This window comes from Neisseria sp. HMSC065C04 (genome assembly GCF_001815375.1).
Taxonomy (GTDB): domain Bacteria; phylum Pseudomonadota; class Gammaproteobacteria; order Burkholderiales; family Neisseriaceae; genus Neisseria; species Neisseria flavescens_D.
In genome coordinates, this window is sequence record NZ_KV820393.1 from 65,761 (window position 1) to 82,067 (window position 16,307).

At 44.6% G+C, this 16,307-nt stretch carries 16 protein-coding genes; 12 read left to right on the plus strand and 4 right to left on the minus strand.

Annotated features, from left to right (window positions below; all coding sequences use genetic code 11):
- Positions 1 to 48: 48 nt before the first annotated feature.
- Together prpF and HMPREF3022_RS02355 are read left to right on the plus strand one after the other, a co-directional pair.
- Positions 49 to 1,218, plus strand: a complete 1,170-nt coding sequence (gene prpF / locus HMPREF3022_RS02350; RefSeq protein WP_049330884.1) for a 2-methylaconitate cis-trans isomerase PrpF — start codon at positions 49 to 51, stop codon at positions 1,216 to 1,218.
- Positions 1,219 to 1,431: 213 nt separating this feature from the next.
- Positions 1,432 to 2,643: an acetate kinase gene (locus tag HMPREF3022_RS02355; protein WP_049330885.1), complete on the plus strand. Its 1,212-nt coding sequence runs from the start codon at positions 1,432 to 1,434 to the stop codon at positions 2,641 to 2,643.
- Positions 2,644 to 2,717: 74 nt separating this feature from the next.
- Here the strand turns inward: HMPREF3022_RS02355 and purM are convergent, their stop codons facing one another.
- Positions 2,718 to 3,752, minus strand: coding sequence for a phosphoribosylformylglycinamidine cyclo-ligase (gene purM, locus HMPREF3022_RS02360; RefSeq protein WP_049330887.1), 1,035 nt, complete (start codon positions 3,750 to 3,752; stop codon positions 2,718 to 2,720).
- A 202-nt stretch (positions 3,753 to 3,954) separates the two neighbouring features.
- Between purM and HMPREF3022_RS02365 the strand changes: the two genes are divergently transcribed.
- Both HMPREF3022_RS02365 and HMPREF3022_RS02370 read left to right on the plus strand, forming a co-directional pair.
- Positions 3,955 to 5,025 carry an AI-2E family transporter gene (locus tag HMPREF3022_RS02365; protein WP_049330888.1) on the plus strand — a complete coding sequence of 357 codons (1,071 nt, stop codon included), beginning with the start codon at positions 3,955 to 3,957 and terminating at the stop codon, positions 5,023 to 5,025.
- A 65-nt stretch (positions 5,026 to 5,090) separates the two neighbouring features.
- On the plus strand, positions 5,091 to 5,807 hold the full coding sequence (locus HMPREF3022_RS02370) for an S-methyl-5'-thioinosine phosphorylase (protein WP_070765080.1): 717 nt from the start codon (positions 5,091 to 5,093) through the stop codon (positions 5,805 to 5,807).
- A gap of 46 nt (positions 5,808 to 5,853) precedes the next feature.
- On the opposite strand, the gene HMPREF3022_RS02375 is transcribed toward HMPREF3022_RS02370, so the two are convergent.
- The 3 genes from HMPREF3022_RS02375 to HMPREF3022_RS02385 form a co-directional block, all read right to left on the minus strand.
- Complete coding sequence (locus HMPREF3022_RS02375) at positions 5,854 to 6,348, minus strand: hypothetical protein (RefSeq protein ID WP_049328665.1); 495 nt, start codon at positions 6,346 to 6,348, stop codon at positions 5,854 to 5,856.
- Positions 6,349 to 6,494: 146 nt separating this feature from the next.
- Complete coding sequence (locus tag HMPREF3022_RS02380) at positions 6,495 to 6,929, minus strand: hypothetical protein (RefSeq protein WP_049322347.1); 435 nt, start codon at positions 6,927 to 6,929, stop codon at positions 6,495 to 6,497.
- The gene (locus HMPREF3022_RS02385) at positions 6,922 to 8,229 is read right to left on the minus strand and encodes a homoserine dehydrogenase (protein ID WP_070765081.1); all 1,308 of its coding nucleotides are present in this window, start codon (positions 8,227 to 8,229) and stop codon (positions 6,922 to 6,924) included. The genes HMPREF3022_RS02380 and HMPREF3022_RS02385 overlap by 8 nt, the downstream gene beginning before the upstream one ends.
- A 206-nt stretch (positions 8,230 to 8,435) precedes the next feature.
- Between HMPREF3022_RS02385 and HMPREF3022_RS02390 the strand changes: the two genes are divergently transcribed.
- From HMPREF3022_RS02390 to HMPREF3022_RS02425, 8 genes are all read left to right on the plus strand, one after another.
- On the plus strand, positions 8,436 to 8,810 hold the full coding sequence (locus HMPREF3022_RS02390) for an Mth938-like domain-containing protein (RefSeq protein WP_070765082.1): 375 nt from the start codon (positions 8,436 to 8,438) through the stop codon (positions 8,808 to 8,810).
- Positions 8,811 to 8,961: 151 nt separating this feature from the next.
- On the plus strand, positions 8,962 to 9,849 hold the full coding sequence (locus HMPREF3022_RS02395) for a ParA family protein (protein ID WP_070765083.1): 888 nt from the start codon (positions 8,962 to 8,964) through the stop codon (positions 9,847 to 9,849).
- Positions 9,846 to 11,396, plus strand: coding sequence for a ParB family protein (locus tag HMPREF3022_RS02400; RefSeq protein WP_070765084.1), 1,551 nt, complete (start codon positions 9,846 to 9,848; stop codon positions 11,394 to 11,396). Before HMPREF3022_RS02395 ends, HMPREF3022_RS02400 begins: the two co-directional genes overlap by 4 nt.
- Positions 11,396 to 11,998 carry an STY4526/YPO1902 family pathogenicity island replication protein gene (locus HMPREF3022_RS02405; RefSeq protein WP_083315820.1) on the plus strand — a complete coding sequence of 201 codons (603 nt, stop codon included), beginning with the start codon at positions 11,396 to 11,398 and terminating at the stop codon, positions 11,996 to 11,998. Before HMPREF3022_RS02400 ends, HMPREF3022_RS02405 begins: the two co-directional genes overlap by 1 nt.
- Positions 11,999 to 12,006: 8 nt before the next feature.
- On the plus strand, positions 12,007 to 12,753 hold the full coding sequence (locus tag HMPREF3022_RS02410) for a hypothetical protein (protein ID WP_283119029.1): 747 nt from the start codon (positions 12,007 to 12,009) through the stop codon (positions 12,751 to 12,753).
- Entirely contained in the window at positions 12,753 to 14,276 is a 1,524-nt protein-coding gene (locus HMPREF3022_RS02415; RefSeq protein ID WP_070765086.1) for a hypothetical protein, read from the plus strand. The genes HMPREF3022_RS02410 and HMPREF3022_RS02415 overlap by 1 nt, the downstream gene beginning before the upstream one ends.
- Before the next feature lie 247 nt (positions 14,277 to 14,523).
- Positions 14,524 to 15,573 carry an AcaB family transcriptional regulator gene (locus tag HMPREF3022_RS02420; protein ID WP_070765087.1) on the plus strand — a complete coding sequence of 350 codons (1,050 nt, stop codon included), beginning with the start codon at positions 14,524 to 14,526 and terminating at the stop codon, positions 15,571 to 15,573.
- A gap of 95 nt (positions 15,574 to 15,668) precedes the next feature.
- Positions 15,669 to 16,214 (plus strand): hypothetical protein, encoded by a 546-nt coding sequence (locus HMPREF3022_RS02425; RefSeq protein WP_283119030.1) that lies wholly within the window; start codon positions 15,669 to 15,671, stop codon positions 16,212 to 16,214.
- The last annotated feature ends 93 nt before the right edge of the window (positions 16,215 to 16,307 follow it).

Here is a 16,307-nt window from a genome sequence, read left to right on the forward strand (position 1 = left end):
AGAGGCCGTCTGAAAAAACCATACTAGAAATACAAAGGAGAACTCGAAATGCCGCAAATTAAAATTCCAGCCGTTTACTACCGCGGCGGTACATCCAAAGGCATTTTCTTCAAACGTACCGATCTGCCGGCTGCTGCGCAGGAAGCAGGCGAGGCACGCGACAAAATCCTCTTGCGCGTACTCGGCAGTCCCGACCCTTACGGCAAACAGATTGATGGTTTGGGTAATGCCAGTTCGTCCACCAGTAAAGCCGTGATTTTGGATAAATCCGAACGCGCCGATCACGATGTCGATTACTTGTTCGGACAAGTTTCCATCGACAAACCTTTTGTCGATTGGAGCGGCAACTGCGGTAATCTGACCGCCGCCGTGGGCGCATTTGCCATCGAACAAGGTTTGGTCGATAAATCCAAAATCCCTTCAGACGGCCTGTGTACCGTCAAAATTTGGCAGAAAAACATCGGCAAAACCATTATTGCCCATGTGCCGATGCAAAACGGCGCAGTTTTGGAAACAGGCGATTTTGAGCTTGACGGCGTAACGTTTCCGGCAGCCGAAGTACAAATCGAATTTCTTGATCCGGCCGACGGCGAAGGCAGTATGTTCCCAACCGGCAATTTAGTCGATGAAATTGATGTGCCGAATATAGGCCGTCTGAAAGCCACGCTTATCAATGCCGGCATTCCAACCATTTTCCTGAATGCCGCAGATTTGGGCTACACAGGCAAAGAGTTGCAAGACGACATCAACAACGACGCCGCGGCTCTGGAAAAATTTGAAACCATCCGCGCATATGGTGCGCTGAAAATGGGCTTGATCAGCGATGTATCCGAAGCCGCCACCCGCGCCCATACTCCGAAAGTCGCTTTTGTCGCCCCTGCGGCCGATTACACCGCTTCAAGCGGCAAAACCGTCAAAGCTGCCGACATCGACTTATTGGTACGCGCGCTGAGCATGGGTAAATTGCACCATGCCATGATGGGTACCGCTTCAGTCGCCATCGCTACCGCCGCCGCCGTGCCGGGAACGCTGGTCAACCTTGCAGCCGGAGGCGGAGCGCGTAAAGAAGTCCGTTTCGGCCATCCGTCAGGCACACTGCGTGTCGGTGCAGCCGCCGAATGTCAGGACGGACAATGGACGGCCACCAAAGCGGTCATGAGCCGTAGCGCACGCGTGATTATGGAAGGACAAGTCCGAGTGCCGGAAGATTGCTTTTAAGTTTTCAGACGGCCACTCCACTAAACAAGGCCGTCTGAAAACCAAATAAGCAAATTTTAGTCAGGTAGCGATACCTGCAATGGAGATTATGGTTGGGCATAAAGCCTGACTAAACACCAAACCAAAGGCAATCTGGAAAGCTCTCAAATGTTCTTGCTCTTTTCAGACGGCCTGAAGCCAAAAAAACAATCAAAAATTCAAAGGAGAAACACCATGTCCAACCAACTCATTCTTGTTCTGAACTGCGGCAGCTCTTCACTCAAAGGTGCCGTTATCAACCGTAAAAACGGCAAAGTTCTCTTAAGCTGTCTCGGCGAACGTTTGGGTACGCCCGAAGCAGTCATTACGTTCAGCAAAGACGGTAAAAAATGCCAAGCTCCCTTGGCAGGGCGCAACTGTCACGCCGGTGCGGTGGGTATGCTGTTGAAAGAGCTTGAAAAACACGGCCTACACGACCGCATTAAAGCCATCGGTCACCGCATCGCGCACGGCGGCGAAAAATACAGCGAATCTGTTTTGATCGACCAAGCAGTAATGGACGAACTCAATGCCTGCATTCCGCTCGCTCCGCTGCACAACCCTGCCAATATCAACGGCATTTTGGCTGCACAAGAGCATTTCCCGGGCCTGCCCAATGTCGGCGTGATGGATACTTCGTTCCACCAAACCATGCCGGAGCGTGCCTACACTTATGCCGTTCCGCGCGAATTGCGTAAAAAATACGCTTTCCGCCGCTACGGTTTCCACGGTACCAGTATGCGTTACGTTGCCCCTGAAGCCGCACGGATTTTGGGCAAGCCGTTGGAAGACATCCGTATGATTATTGCTCACTTAGGCAACGGCGCATCCATTACCGCCATTAAAAACGGGAAATCCGTTGACACCAGTATGGGCTTCACGCCGATTGAAGGCTTGGTGATGGGTACCCGTTGCGGCGACATCGATCCGGGCGTATACAGCTATCTGACTTCACATGCCGGTTTGGATGTTGCCCAAGTCGATGAAATGCTGAACAAAAAGTCAGGATTGCTCGGTATTTCCGAACTCTCCAACGACTGCCGTTCTTTGGAAATCGCGGCGGACGAAGGCCATGAAGGCGCACGTTTGGCTCTGGAAGTAATGACTTACCGCCTTGCCAAATATATTGCTTCGATGGCTGTGGCTTGTGGCGGAGTAGATGCGCTCGTGTTCACCGGCGGTATCGGCGAAAACTCGCGTAACATCCGTGCCAAAACCGTTTCCTATCTTGATTTCTTGGGTCTGCACATCGACACCAAAGCCAATATGGAAAAACGCTACGGCAATTCAGGCATTATCAGCCCGACTGATTCCTCTCCGGCTGTTTTGGTCGTTCCAACCAATGAAGAGCTGATGATTGCCCACGATACGGCTCAATTGGCCGGCTTTATGGAAGAAGCAGGCTAGGACGAAGATTTTCCTAGACCATAAACAATAAAAAGTGCGGATTCATCATCCGCACTTTTTTAATTTCAACTCAATCAAGCCACTTGGGTTTGATGTTCGTCGCCGTTGCGCTCACGAACTGCGCCCAAGCGGTAAACGGTTTCGCCTTGTTCGCTCAAGAATGCTTGTACTGCATCGGCATCTTCTTTGGCAATGATAACGACCATGCCGATACCGCAGTTGAATGTACGGTACATTTCTTGGGTTTCCACATTGCCTGCTTTTTGCAGCCATTGGAACAGTTTAGGCAATTCCCACGCTTTGGCATCGATTTGTGCAACGGTATTTTCAGGCAAAACGCGAGGTACGTTTTCGGTAATGCCGCCGCCGGTAATATGGGCCATGCCTTTAATGGTAAATTTTTCCAAAGCGGCAAGGATAGGTTTCACATACAGGCGGGTAGGGGCGATGATGGCTTCACGCAAGGTTTTGCCGTTGTCGAATTTCGCGTCCAAATCGGGATTGTCGCGCTCGATGATTTTGCGTACCAAAGAGTAGCCGTTGGAGTGTGCGCCGTTGGAAGCCAAGCCCAAAACAACGTCTCCGGCCTGAATGCTGCGGCCGTTAATCACGCGTTCTTTTTCAACCACGCCGACGGCAAAACCGGCCAAGTCGTATTCGCCTTCGGGATACATGCCCGGCATTTCGGCAGTTTCACCGCCAATCAAAGCGCAACCGGATTCTTCGCAGCCTTGGGCAATGCCTTTAATCACATCAGTCGCGCGGGCAACGTCCAGCTTGCCGCAAGCGAAATAATCCAAGAAGAACAAAGGTTCTGCACCTTGAACCAAAATATCGTTGACGCTCATGGCAACCAAATCGATGCCGACGGTATCGTGTTTGTCCCAGTCGAAAGCCAGTTTCAGCTTGGTGCCGACGCCGTCCGTACCGGAAACCAATACCGGATTTTTGTATTTTTTGCCGATTTCGACCAAAGCGCCGAAACCGCCCAAATCACCCAACACTTCAGGGCGCATAGTACGCTTGGCAAAAGGTTTGATGTTTTCGACCAGTTGATCGCCTGCGTCGATATCCACGCCTGCGTCACGATAGCTCAAAGAAGTGCTCATTGGATTTCCTTATTCGGGTATGGGTAGATTGTCGGAGCGTATTTTATCTTAAATTGGAGGATTCAGGCTGAATTTTTTGGCATTATTGTCAACAATTTTATTTTATCTTAATAGCCGTCACGCGTTCAGACGGCCTTTGTGAATCTGTTATACTGCTTATTTATTTTGAAGACCTTAAGCATCAACTGGGGAACACCTTTTTATGTATCAAAAGAAAGCGCGCGGCGCAAAACCGTGGATTATTATGGCTTGCGTTATCGCAGCCTTTATTTGGCTTTTATATGCCTTAGGCGATGTTTTGACGCCGTTTATCGTGGCCGCCGTTTTGGCCTATGTTTTGAATCCCTTGGTCGAGTGGCTGCAATTAAAGCGTATCCGCCGCGCACCGGCCTCTATGATTATTATGACGTTTGCCTTGCTAGTGTTGCTGTCGTTGGCGTTGATTATCGTGCCTATGTTGTTGAACCAGTTTAACAATCTGGCCGAACGCCTGCCGCAAATCGTGGGCTTTGTTCAAAACAAACTGCTGCCGTGGCTCAACAGCGTCAGCGGGGATTATATTCAAATTGATCAAGAATCAATCATCGCATGGTTGCAGTCGCATACGGATGAGTTGAGCAATACGCTCAAAGCATGGATTCCTACCTTGATGCGCCAGAGCGGCAACGTAATCAGCGGCGTCAGCAATTTGGTGTTGCTGCCTTTGCTGTTGTATTACTTTTTGTTGGACTGGAAACGTTGGTCTTCCGGAATCAGCAAATTGGTTCCACGCCGTTTTATCGAGACCTACACGCGTATCAGCAGCAATATGGACGAAATCTTGGGCGAATTTCTGCGCGGACAGCTGATGGTCATGATGATTATGGGCTTGGTTTATGGATTGGGCTTGATGCTGGTCGGTTTGGATTCCGGCTTTGCCATCGGTATGATTGCCGGTATTTTGGTATTTATTCCGTATTTGGGTGCATTTACCGGCCTTTTACTGGCAACAGTTGCCGCGCTTTTACAATATGGCTCATGGCAGGGTTTGTTGATGGTCTGGGCTGTATTCGGTGTCGGACAATTCTTGGAAAGCTTTTTCATTACGCCTAAAATCGTTGGCGACCGCATTGGTTTGTCTCCGTTCTGGGTGATTTTCTCATTGATGGCTTTCGGACAACTGATGGGGTTTGTCGGTATGCTTGCTGGTCTGCCGCTTGCCGCCGTAACATTGGTTTTATTGCGTGAAGGCGCATCTGCCTATTTCGGCAGCCATTTCTACAAACATAAATAATCGATAATATTAAGGCCGTCTGAAATCCAAGTTTCAGACGGCCATTGATAACAAAGGAAGTCTATATGTTAGCCATTATCGGCGGCAGCGGTTTGACCAAACTGCCGGAACTTGAAATTACTGAACGAAAAATTGTACGCACTCCATACGGCTTAACCAGCAGCCCTATTTTATTCGGCAGATTGGGGCGCTTGGATATTGTTTTCCTTGCACGACACGGCTTCAGCCATACCATCGCGCCGCATGAAATCAACTACCGCGCCAATATCTGGGCGTTACATTCTTTATGCGTTGAAAACATCATTGCCATTTCTTCAGTCGTCGGTATCAATCCCGATTTTGAAAACGGCAGTTTGGTGTTGCCGGACGATTTGATCGACTATACCTATGGCCGTAAAGATACTTTTTTTGAAGGCCAAGAATGCCCGGTTGTCCATACTGATTTTTTCAACCCTTATAGAAATGAGTTGCGGCAAGAATTATTGAACATCACAAAAGCACACAATGTGCCGATTTACGACGCCGCCGTTTATGGCTGCTTGCAAGGCCCGCGCCGCCCGACCCATGCCGAAATCGCCCGTTATCGCCGCGACGGCGTAGATGTACTCGGTATGACCGGTATGCCAGAAGCCGTTTTGGCCAGGGAGTTGAAAATGGCCTATGCCCACTTTTGCAGCGTCAGCAGCATTGATTGTTTTGATAATGGAAAAGGGAATGAAGGCTGTAACGAACAGGTTTCTATGACAATGACCAAAATCCGACAGTTATTGAATGGTTTGTAATTGATAATGCCGTCTGAAATAATGTTTTCAGGCGGTATTGTTTTATTTAAGAAGCTGTTTCACGTGCCCAATGGGGTAGGGAAGCTTTTTGTTTGCGGAACGAGGCAAGTTGCATGCCCCGACATTTTTCAAAAATCAATTCGACCCCGCTTTGCAGCTGTAAAATCAAATTGGTATGCGTTTCCGTTTTAATAAAATCGATATTGCGTTGTACCAAGCGTTGAATGACGGCATATACATCAAGGCAGCCATTTGCAAAAAACCACGGATTCAACTTTACCCAACGGCCGCCGCTTAATGCAGCATCAGGCTGAAAATCAGCACGAATCTGTGTCAAACGATTGTCGGAGAAATGCAGTTCGATATCGCCATAAAGCCAAATATTCCAGCCTTTTTGCACCAACAAGCCTTTAGGGACGCAATCAGGTGCAGGAAACATCTGCAAAATAGACTCTGCCGATTGTCCGATTTCCAGATAGTCAAATCGGCCGGTATACAAAAAATCATAAATATCGACGGCAATAGGAAAGTGGTAACGCATGGCAACAACCATAGAAAAGCAATTAACCAAGCTATCTTAAACTTAAAATATAATGAAATCAATTCTTATTACTACTTAATTTATATAAGAAAGGCCGTCTGGAATTTCAGACGGCCTTGTAGGCTTTGATTTAAATCGGTATTGGTTTACTCAGCCTTTAAATCAGCCACGCATTGCTTATCGCGTGCCTCAAAAGCTTCCGCACCACCCAAGAGTTTGAGTTGCTCCTCAGGGCTGATTTTGCCGAAGTTTCGAATTTGCTCGTCAGAGAGTTTGCTTAAAGGCTGATCCCACATGCAGACGCAATAGTCTTGAGCTAATTTCTCGTTTTGCGCATCCAAACCTTTTGCCTTCAAATCAGCTTGCCATTTTTCAGCAAAAGGAATGTTTTTCACACAAGACTCCACCACATTTTGTTTCATCTGCGGCTTGTTCATGGCGCATTGTGAGAGCAGGGCAGTCAGAGCCAGCAAAGACAAAATAATCCATGCCCAAATGCGGATGGTACGGATTTTTGCCTTGGCTTTTTTTCTGGCTGCCAGTTGCTCTTCAGACGGCCTTTCCGTTTGTTGCTCAGTCATGCAGGCTTTCCATGCGGATCATGGTGATCGGAGCATCCACGCAGCTCAGAGCTTCAATCGCTGCGATAGCGCGGTTGACGTTGTGTTCCACTGTGGTGTGGGTCAGAATCACAATTTCGGCAGTACTTTGATTAATCACGCCTTTTTGAATCAGAGCCTCAATAGAAACATTTTCTTTGGCCAAGAGTGCGGCAATTTGACCCAAAGTGCCCGGTTCGTCAGTTGCTTGAACACGCAGATAGTAGCTGCTGGTAATTTCATCCATAGGCAGAATATTTTGCGCTTGAACTTGCGAAGGCTGGAATGCCAAGTGAGGGACACGATGGTCAGTTTCCGCTTCAATCAGGCGGGCAATATCAATGATGTCGGCAACTACGGCAGAAGCAGTCGGCAATGCACCGGCGCCCGCACCATAATACAAGGTTTCACCAACCATATCGGCATTAACGCGGACAGCATTCATCACGCCGTTAACGTTAGCCAGCAGACGGCTTTCAGGAATCAGAGTAGGGTGTACACGCAACTCGATGCCTTTGTCGGTTTTACGGGTAATCCCCAACAACTTGATACGGTAGCCAAGCTCTTCAGCGTATTTGATATCGCGGCTGTCGAGTTTGCTGATGCCTTCCAAATAGCAGGCAGAAAAGTTCATCGGCGTACCGAATGCCAATGCGCTCATGATGGTGATTTTATGGCCGGCATCATGACCTTCGATATCAAAAGTAGGATCAGCTTCTGCATAGCCCAAAGCCTGAGCTTCTTTCAATACGTCTGCAAACGCGCTGCCTTTTTCACGCATCTCAGTCAGAATGAAGTTGCTGGTACCATTAATAATACCCGCAATACTGCGGATTTGGTTCGCAGCCAAGCCTTCACGCAAAGCCTTGATAATAGGGATACCGCCGGCAACAGCAGCTTCAAACTGTACCATGACATTTTTTTCTTCTGCCAAAGGAAAAATTTCATTGCCGTATTCAGCCAGCAATTTTTTATTGGCAGTAACAATGTGTTTGCCGTTTTCAATTGCTTTCAATACCGCATCTTTGGCAATACCGGTGCCACCAAACAATTCAACAACAACATCAACATCTTGATGTTGAACCAGCTCAAACGGATCTTTAATAAAAGCAGCATTCGGGCAAATTTGTTTGGCTTTTTCTTCGCTCAAATCACAAACAGCAGAAATACGGACTTCACGTCCCAAACGGCGGCTGATTTCCGCAGCATTATCCTGCAATACAGTAGCCGTACCGCCACCGACTGTACCCAAACCTAAAAGACCGATATTTACTGGCTTCATTGTGTCTCCTTTTGAGCCGATACTTTAAAATAATCACGAAAAACCAAGGCTTGTTATAATCGCTTGCAATCGTAAATTCAGAGCAAAGCACCAATGCACAAGGTCAAACGTTGAATCCTACCTGATATTGCTTGATTTTGCACCTTTTTTTGCAAGTTTCCAGAGGCCGTCTGAAAAATCGTTCTACCATAAAAACAGGAATTGCCATGAAAATTACAGAAAACCATATCGATGAAGCCACATCATTTTTTTCATCCTCACAAGGCATATTGCAAATCGGAGAACAAACATATTCAGAACCCATTTGCTGGCAAGATGGCAAAGTAAGCATCATTCCTCAAACAACCATCGAAGAATTAAACGAACAAATTTTTGTATCAGCAATTGAGGCAGCAGAAAACCGTCCTGAAGTCATCATTATCGGTACCGGAGCGAAACAACAATTTCTGCATCCCAAAATTGCTGCAGCCTTATCAGCCTACGGAATCGGCCTCGAATGCATGAATACAGCCTCAGCTTGCCGAACTTTAGTTTTGCTGCAAGGCGAAGGACGAAGCGCATGGGCTTGGTTATGGCCATAATTTGTAGAAAAGACTATTGCATCATGCTAGTTCAGGTTCGCATAATTTATATTATGTTAAATTTCCTATTTAAGATGATTTAAGCATATTCTTCGCATCTTAATTCACCTCTTCTCGCTGACGTTGTTCCTTGATTATACAAGGAAATATTATGTCCGCACCCGTAATATTGTCTGCGGCCGCTACCAAAGGCGGCGTAGGCAAAACAACACTCATTGCTAATGTCTCCGGCGTTCTCGCTGATATTGGACTCCGCGTCCTAATGATCGACTGCGACGTTCAGCCATCACTGTCTAAATACTACCCAATAAGCCACCGCGCTCCAAATGGTATTGTCGAATTGCTTCTCGGCGAAAATACTGAAGAAGTCATCCGCTCAACAATATCCAATACCATTTTTCCGAATTTAGACATCGTTATTTCCAATAACATTTCTGCTTTAGTCGAGACTGAAGTAACTTCTCGTCCAGATCGTGCCTTTTTACTGAGAAGTAAACTGTATTCCCAATACATTCAGAATAACTACGATGTTGTTTTGATCGATACTCAGGGTGCAGTCGGCCCTCTCTTGGATACAGCTGCCTTCGCTGCTACATGCTTGCTTTGCCCGATCATGCCTGAAGTTCTGAGTGCCCGTGAGTTCCTTACAGGTACACAAGAACTTCTGAAGCGACTGCAAAGAGGCGAAGCGATGCGTATTCCAATGCCTCAATTACGAGCCATCATCTACGCACAAGATCGTACCAATGATGCAAAATTCGTCGCATCTCATATCAAAGACTTCTTTAACAACACCTTAGACGACAGACGTAAATTGTTAAGCGTAGCTGTTCCTGCTGCCAAAGCATATAAGGAAGCTACCACGTTACGAGTTCCTGTTCATTGCCATGAGCGTAAACAGCTTGGAAAGATGCTGTCTGCTTATGAAATCATGCACCGTATTGTTTATGAGATTTTCCCTGGTATCGAAAATAAAAAATTGCGTGGAAGCTGTTTCAACGACATGACCAGCCTGCTGCAAGAGGAGGTACAGTCATGAATCTGGACCAGACCAAAGCAGCTTTGAGCCTACACATCGGTACACCTGCACAGACAAATATGAGTTTTGGCCTCGAGGATACTCCTTCTCAGGGTATGTTAATGTCGTTGCCAATCAGCGAGATCGATTTCTTTGACAAAAACCCACGCCGTTTACATGATGTTTCCAGCTATGAGGCCATCAAAGAGTCCATTCGTTCTTCAGGTATTCAACAACCGGTACACGTTACCCAGCGACCTGGTGAAAGTAAATATGTACTGGCACAGGGTGGTAATACCCGTCTCAAAATCTTGCGCGAACTCTTGGAAGAAACTGGCGATAACCGCTTCCGTATGATGCCGTGTATTTACATCCCCTACTCTGACGAAACTACATTGCAGGTTGCGCACCTTGTTGAAAACGAACTGCGTGCTGAAATGTGTTTTTGGGATAAAGCCTGCAAATACGCCGAAATTCGCGATATTTTCCAAGATGAATCTGACTCAGGGAAACTTTCTTTGCGCGAACTGGAAGTGATGTTTTCTGATAAGGGCCTTACAGTTTCTCATAAAACTCTAGGACTGTTCTTTTTTGCTTCTGATAATTTACAGGAGCTGCAAGAATACGCATTCAAGCTTTCCCATGCAAAAGTAGAAGAAATAAAAAAGCTTCACTCTACCCTGTTCTCAATTTCAAAATCAATTCAGTTGGATGATTCTTTCCAATATTTATGGTCAGATGTGCTGGAACAGTGGCATAACCAATATTCTGCAACAGACTTAGACGTACATGAGCTTTGTCAGTTTGTACTCGCCAAATTCAAATTTGAATATGGTGCTGAAGCCTTTCCTGAAACAGAAAATTTATCTGATAAGAACAAATCTGAAACAGCTGTCAAACAAGATGTCAATTTGCATCAAAAAGAAACATCTGAAAAAAACACTGAGTCAGAGGATTCATCTATTAAATCTGTGCCAGCTAAAGAAGATAGCCTAGAGGCTGATGCAGGGAATGAGCCGAAAGGAACTGAACAGACAGGGTTCGATGCCCTGGATGTTCAGAATCATCAGGTTACTTTGGAACAAACTAGCAAAAAACTGTTTTCTGCGGTTCGTAAGTTGTTGGCCAAAGTGAACCTGTCTGATTGCTTTAAAACCCACAAAGACTTCGCATACGGTTGGTATGTCGAGTATCCAGCATTTGAGCATATTTCAGGATCCAGTGCCGAAAATGCAATCTATGCTATTGATGTTTTACATGAGGAAGCCGGCAATGTTTTTACATTCCTGTGGAAGCTTTGCGGTATCGATAACTTCATGTTTGATGTTGGCGATAGCTCTAATCCCCTGCTTTCGCTGAAAAATGATTCAAAACTTCGTATTGCCTACGAAGATCCCGACAAATACGACGAATATACAAACTGCGGCATTGGCAACAAAGAGAACATCATTGCCTCTGTGTTGAATTGGCAGACAAATACTGAGCATGAATTTCACGCCAATGTGGTAGAAATTTTATCTTTGAGCACACAGTACAACAATTTAAAAAATAGAGGGAGTGAGGAGTAATGCGTAAGCCGTTTATTAGTAACCCCGTATATCGACTGTTCAATACAGATCCGGTTTATACGAATCTTGCACTGACAAGATTGGCATCCGCGCCAAATACGCCGCGCGAAGCCTCTTACAATGCTTTGGTCGCGCGTGAACATGAAGATGTTTTGAATACTCTCAAACGGATGAACCCAAAGCGAATTGAGAAATTGGCATCAATGTGCCCCGATGTCGTGACCTATTCTATTGATCTGAAAATTTTGCAAAACAAAATTGCGGAAATGGAAAATCACGAACAAAGATTTTCCCAGCAAATGCAGCGGCTCCGATGGATGTTGAAACATAAGGCCAGTAATCAAATGATCATGAACTTATGTTCCTTGATTTCTACTGCAGAAATTAAAAAGGCGCGTTTGGAGTTGAATACTCCTGTCGTTAAAGGGCGAATTGTTATGCCGTCTATTGAGGTTAGACTCAAAGTTTTGAAGGCATGGAGTAAGTCAGAAAAAGAAAGTGATATTTTTATTCGCTATCAGCAATTAATCGATGAATTCCCCGGCTATAGCCTTGCACAGTTACATTCAATCATCAACGATGAAAAGTTTTTTGGAGCATGAGCATGTATATGGATTTTTCTACTTCCTACGATTATGAGACTGGTTTTGTACCTGCTAAAAGCATGTCAACCAATGACTTCATGCGAGGCTTGGTTGCTTTGTGGGAAGAGCCAGCCACATATGTGCGTCAGTTTGCTCAAGCGGTCGGTTCTGTATCCGAGGGATATTTTTTGAGTTGGTTTGTCGAGAAATGTCTGCCAGGCGAATGGGTAAGCTTGAATAATGATCTGTTGTTTAATGAAGCAGGTATTACCGCGAAACAGTGGCGAAATATTCGGAGTAGTCTTCTGCAGAAAGGTGTTTTACTCAATCGGAGAACTGTAGCACCAACCGAATCCCAATTTACTTTGAATGATGCACTGTTTGAGGAATTGGTGCGCAAACATAGTGAATCAACCGATGTACTTGATATGGTTGCGCCCCCTATTTCGATTAATAAACTTCATCTGAAGACATTGGCCGACAGAGGACTTTCTTTTGTGTCCGTCTTGTATTTGTCGTTTCTTCAAAGTGAGGCTGAATATCAAGATTTGAGTAAGCGTGGTGACTGGTCGCCTTGGACTCATGCAGCTGAAAAGCATGTTTTTCATTCAACTATGTTGTCTAGGCGACAACAGGAAAGAGCTATTGCCGAATTAACCTCTTTTGGTTTGATTGAGAGCTGTGTTGATGGTATGCCGGCAGCGCGTCGTTGTAGATACAGTTTAAAGATGCTTGCTGATCTTACCTCTGAATATTTGAACGGATGTGTGTGATGGTTACCGCCACAAAATTACCCCCACCGAAAGTGTTCAATTCTGAGCTGACACAATGCTGGCAAGCTTTGCAAGGTAGTCGAAGAGTCGCCATCTATCGCTGTTTGATTGAAATCACAGGATCTCTGAAAGCTGCAGCCATGCTTTCGCAGTTGATTTATTGGACAAGAGTGAGCAAAGAGGTTGCCGAACGGGATGGTTGGATTTTTAAATCTATTGCTCAGATGGAAGCCGAAACGGGTCTGACAGTGAGAGAGCAACGCACTTGTAAGATTAGGCTTCTTGATACAAACCTTATTCAAACATGCCGTAAAGGTGTGGGTGCTGCTTTGGCCATCAAAGTGAACTTGGATACCATGGCTGAGATGATCGCGAAATCTAGTGGTACTGACGATCAATTTGGACTTACGCTGGCTGATTTGCAAAACACAAGTTCCCTCTATTTTAGAAAACACTTTTCTAAGAGAATTGCTTATCACCGTGACCTTGTTTCTCTTACAGGCTGTATTAACTCGGCTGTATTGTTGTCATGTGTTTTAAATGATGCTGTTGGTTTGGTTTCTCAACACCCACATTTACAACGTCACGCCTTTGCTACTTTGACTGCTGCTGATTGGGAAGAACGAACCTCTCTCTCTTATAAATCTCAATTAACAGCTCGAAATAGGTTGAAGAATTTGAATCTCATTTATGAGAAAAATTTCTTGGCCAGTCGCCGTATTTTTACACTGGTAAATGGTCACGATATTGTTAGAGCCATCAAAAAACTTCTTGCTGGCAAACAGGACGACGGCTTCAATCCATATAACACCAAAAAACGTGAAATTCTCAGTTTGGCGGAAAGGGCCAAATGTGATTGGCGGAAAGGGCCAAATGGATTGGATAAAGGGTTTCAGGGCAATTTAGAACGTGATAATCCCCTATTTTCTAATATGACATTCAGAAGTGTCGAAAGGGAATATTCGGAAGCGTCGAATAGGAATTTTAAGAAAGGTCATAGTGGGAAATTCACAAGCGTCGATTGGGAAAGTTCAGAAGTGTCGAATCGGCAGATTATTTATTATATAAATTACAAAGGGGTTTATAACTACAACTACATAACTGTTGAACCCAACAAGTCATGTTCTCCCAAACAAGATCATGTAGTAGTGGTTGATGCTGATGTTGATTTGATTTATCCAAGGCTCTTCAACGTGCAAATGCGTCAACAGGCAGATTTGATTTTTGCAAAACATCTTTCAAAAAGTTCCTGGGGTTTGAAGCAGGAAATCTTGGATGAGATAGAGGGGCAGAAAAAGGAAGTTACTAGCCCACTCGGCCTTTTAGCTAAACTCTGCCAACTTGCTTCGCAAGGTAACTTTACTGCCATTGTTGCACCGCAGGTTAAATTTAATCGTGAGCAAGCTCAGAAATTACGGGTATCTCTTGAAAACCAAAATAATTCAGAGAATATCCAAAAAAAGGATTCTTCGGATATTGAGGCTGCCCGCGCTAATTTGAGAAAGTTTTACGCTAAAAAGTAATATTTAAGTTTAATAATATATAAATCAATAAAATAAAATTTCATCTATTTTTGTCTTACGACAATTTTATGATGTTTATTTGAAAAGCTGTAACGGGGCGTTACAGAACTGGATCCAAACATGGCCACTGTAACGTGTCGATCCAGTCATCGGCGAAGCGGGAAGACGATGGTGTTTGCCGCCTGAGAATATGCTGCGCTGAAAGGGGCTTTACAAGAACTTTCTGATAACTTGATAGGATTTGAAAATGGAATTTGCGAAACAGAGATATATTGTCAAACCTGGTGCGATTCACGTCGCTCAGCAATTTGATCTCAAAGTCACGACAAAACAGTCACCTTTCAGCGACGGTTACGATATGGCTCGTGCTGCTTTGGCTTTGGGGGGTAAGGTCAATCAAAAGTTGACTGAGGATGACGAACAGTTCCAACAGTGGGAAGAGTTTAAAGCCCATGAATTGCTGCTCAAGCAACATCTTCAAAAGGAGACAGGTCGAAAGCATCACTTGGTTTGGGGGGAGTATGAAATTCTTTCTTCTGAGAACGACCGGTTTAAAAATATTGGCAGCTTGACCTCTTCCGGTGATGATGGTTTTTTTATGCATACCAAGCAAGGTATCCGTATGTGGGAAGGCAATAACAACAAGAAAAACGGCCCACGTTGGCCAGGTATCAGATATGGTCTGACACTCAGTAACGAGTTGTTCGGTATGGCTATGTCCGATAATCCTTATGCCCAAAGTCGGTTATTGCAGATTGAAAAACAGATGTCCGAAATTGAGGAATTTTTTGAGACTGTAAAAAAACAAGTTCATGCTCAGATTGATAGTTTGGCCGCTGCCGGCATGAAGATTACCTTGATTCAGAACAATAACCCTGTTCATATCAGATTGAATGCTTTAAGAGCTTATGGTTTCAAACTGGTTAAATTGTTGCGGGATTACGATAGTTTTGTATGTGCCGTTAAGACTCTCAATATCAAAGGCATGATGGCTAATAAACAATGTAATGACACATTGTATAATGGCGGTCGGATGATGAGGAAGTTACTGAATGATTTGTATATAGCGGTTATGGAGACTAGAGCCATCAAGAACATTCGACGTGACAGTCTGCTTGATCCAGAACAGTTAGCGAAGTTGAAGTCTGCAGTTGACCAAGAAATTCTTCCTAGAATACCACTATCTGTTTGGGTATATGAGTCACAACCCTCTTTGGTTTATATCCAGAAAAAAATGAATCAGGAGGATCTCAATAAGTTGGTTGATATTGTTCGTGACAATGGGTTGTCAGGTTAGTTGGAACGGGGGGTTACAATCGAGTGTTAGGAGAGTTACGGTTGGCCCCTTTTTTGTTTGGATTTGTTTTTAGAAGTATGGCTGATATGAATAATATGAATACTCAAAAATCAGGTAAGGATAAATACTTAAAATTTTGGGAATATAAAAGGCTTTTAAGGGTAAGGGGAATTGAAGATATAGAAACAGAAATTGAATTAAAATTAGCTGATCTTGAAAAGTTGATCGATGAGGCACAGTCTTTCCACGAAGCATGTCAGGAACTTGATCTTGTATATCCAATCGTGAGAGAACATTTGAAATTGAGTAATAAATGCCTGGTTAGCTTAGATCTGAAAAAATACTATATTCCCAACATGCTGTTTTTCAAAAATGTGGTTTCTTCCAGTGGGCGTCAATCGCGTAAAAAGTTTTTTAAATGGGCAGATATTAGTACGGCTTTGGATAATACAAATGCCAGCCTTGATGAACGATTACTTCATATGAAGATTTATTTTGATTGCAGACAGTATTTCTCTCGAGGTAGGCAGATTGCCGGAGATTTGGCAGAATTGTTTTCGATGAAAGAAGTTTTTGAAGAAATTTTGAAAGTTGAGAATTTGGAACGAAGAAATCTTCCTAGTAACATCATGGTTAAGTAAAAATTAAACTACCTTTTTTGAATCGTTTGCCATCACATATGTGATGGCTTTTTTTTGGTTGACTGTAACGCCCCGTTACAGTTTCCGGTGGCG

Coding starts and splice junctions, on each gene's coding strand:
- purM (WP_049330887.1), bottom strand. CDS start 3,752: ATGAGCACTTCTTTGAGCTATCGTGACGCAGGCGTGGATATCGACGCA.
- HMPREF3022_RS02370 (WP_070765080.1), top strand. CDS start 5,091: ATGTTAGCCATTATCGGCGGCAGCGGTTTGACCAAACTGCCGGAACTT.
- HMPREF3022_RS02380 (WP_049322347.1), bottom strand. CDS start 6,929: ATGACTGAGCAACAAACGGAAAGGCCGTCTGAAGAGCAACTGGCAGCC.
- HMPREF3022_RS02400 (WP_070765084.1), top strand. CDS start 9,846: ATGAATCTGGACCAGACCAAAGCAGCTTTGAGCCTACACATCGGTACA.
- HMPREF3022_RS02355 (WP_049330885.1), top strand. CDS start 1,432: ATGTCCAACCAACTCATTCTTGTTCTGAACTGCGGCAGCTCTTCACTC.
- prpF (WP_049330884.1), top strand. CDS start 49: ATGCCGCAAATTAAAATTCCAGCCGTTTACTACCGCGGCGGTACATCC.
- HMPREF3022_RS02410 (WP_283119029.1), top strand. CDS start 12,007: ATGGATTTTTCTACTTCCTACGATTATGAGACTGGTTTTGTACCTGCT.
- HMPREF3022_RS02395 (WP_070765083.1), top strand. CDS start 8,962: ATGTCCGCACCCGTAATATTGTCTGCGGCCGCTACCAAAGGCGGCGTA.
- HMPREF3022_RS02385 (WP_070765081.1), bottom strand. CDS start 8,229: ATGAAGCCAGTAAATATCGGTCTTTTAGGTTTGGGTACAGTCGGTGGC.
- HMPREF3022_RS02420 (WP_070765087.1), top strand. CDS start 14,524: ATGGAATTTGCGAAACAGAGATATATTGTCAAACCTGGTGCGATTCAC.
- HMPREF3022_RS02405 (WP_083315820.1), top strand. CDS start 11,396: ATGCGTAAGCCGTTTATTAGTAACCCCGTATATCGACTGTTCAATACA.
- HMPREF3022_RS02365 (WP_049330888.1), top strand. CDS start 3,955: ATGTATCAAAAGAAAGCGCGCGGCGCAAAACCGTGGATTATTATGGCT.
- HMPREF3022_RS02390 (WP_070765082.1), top strand. CDS start 8,436: ATGAAAATTACAGAAAACCATATCGATGAAGCCACATCATTTTTTTCA.
- HMPREF3022_RS02375 (WP_049328665.1), bottom strand. CDS start 6,348: ATGCGTTACCACTTTCCTATTGCCGTCGATATTTATGATTTTTTGTAT.
- HMPREF3022_RS02425 (WP_283119030.1), top strand. CDS start 15,669: ATGAATACTCAAAAATCAGGTAAGGATAAATACTTAAAATTTTGGGAA.
- HMPREF3022_RS02415 (WP_070765086.1), top strand. CDS start 12,753: ATGGTTACCGCCACAAAATTACCCCCACCGAAAGTGTTCAATTCTGAG.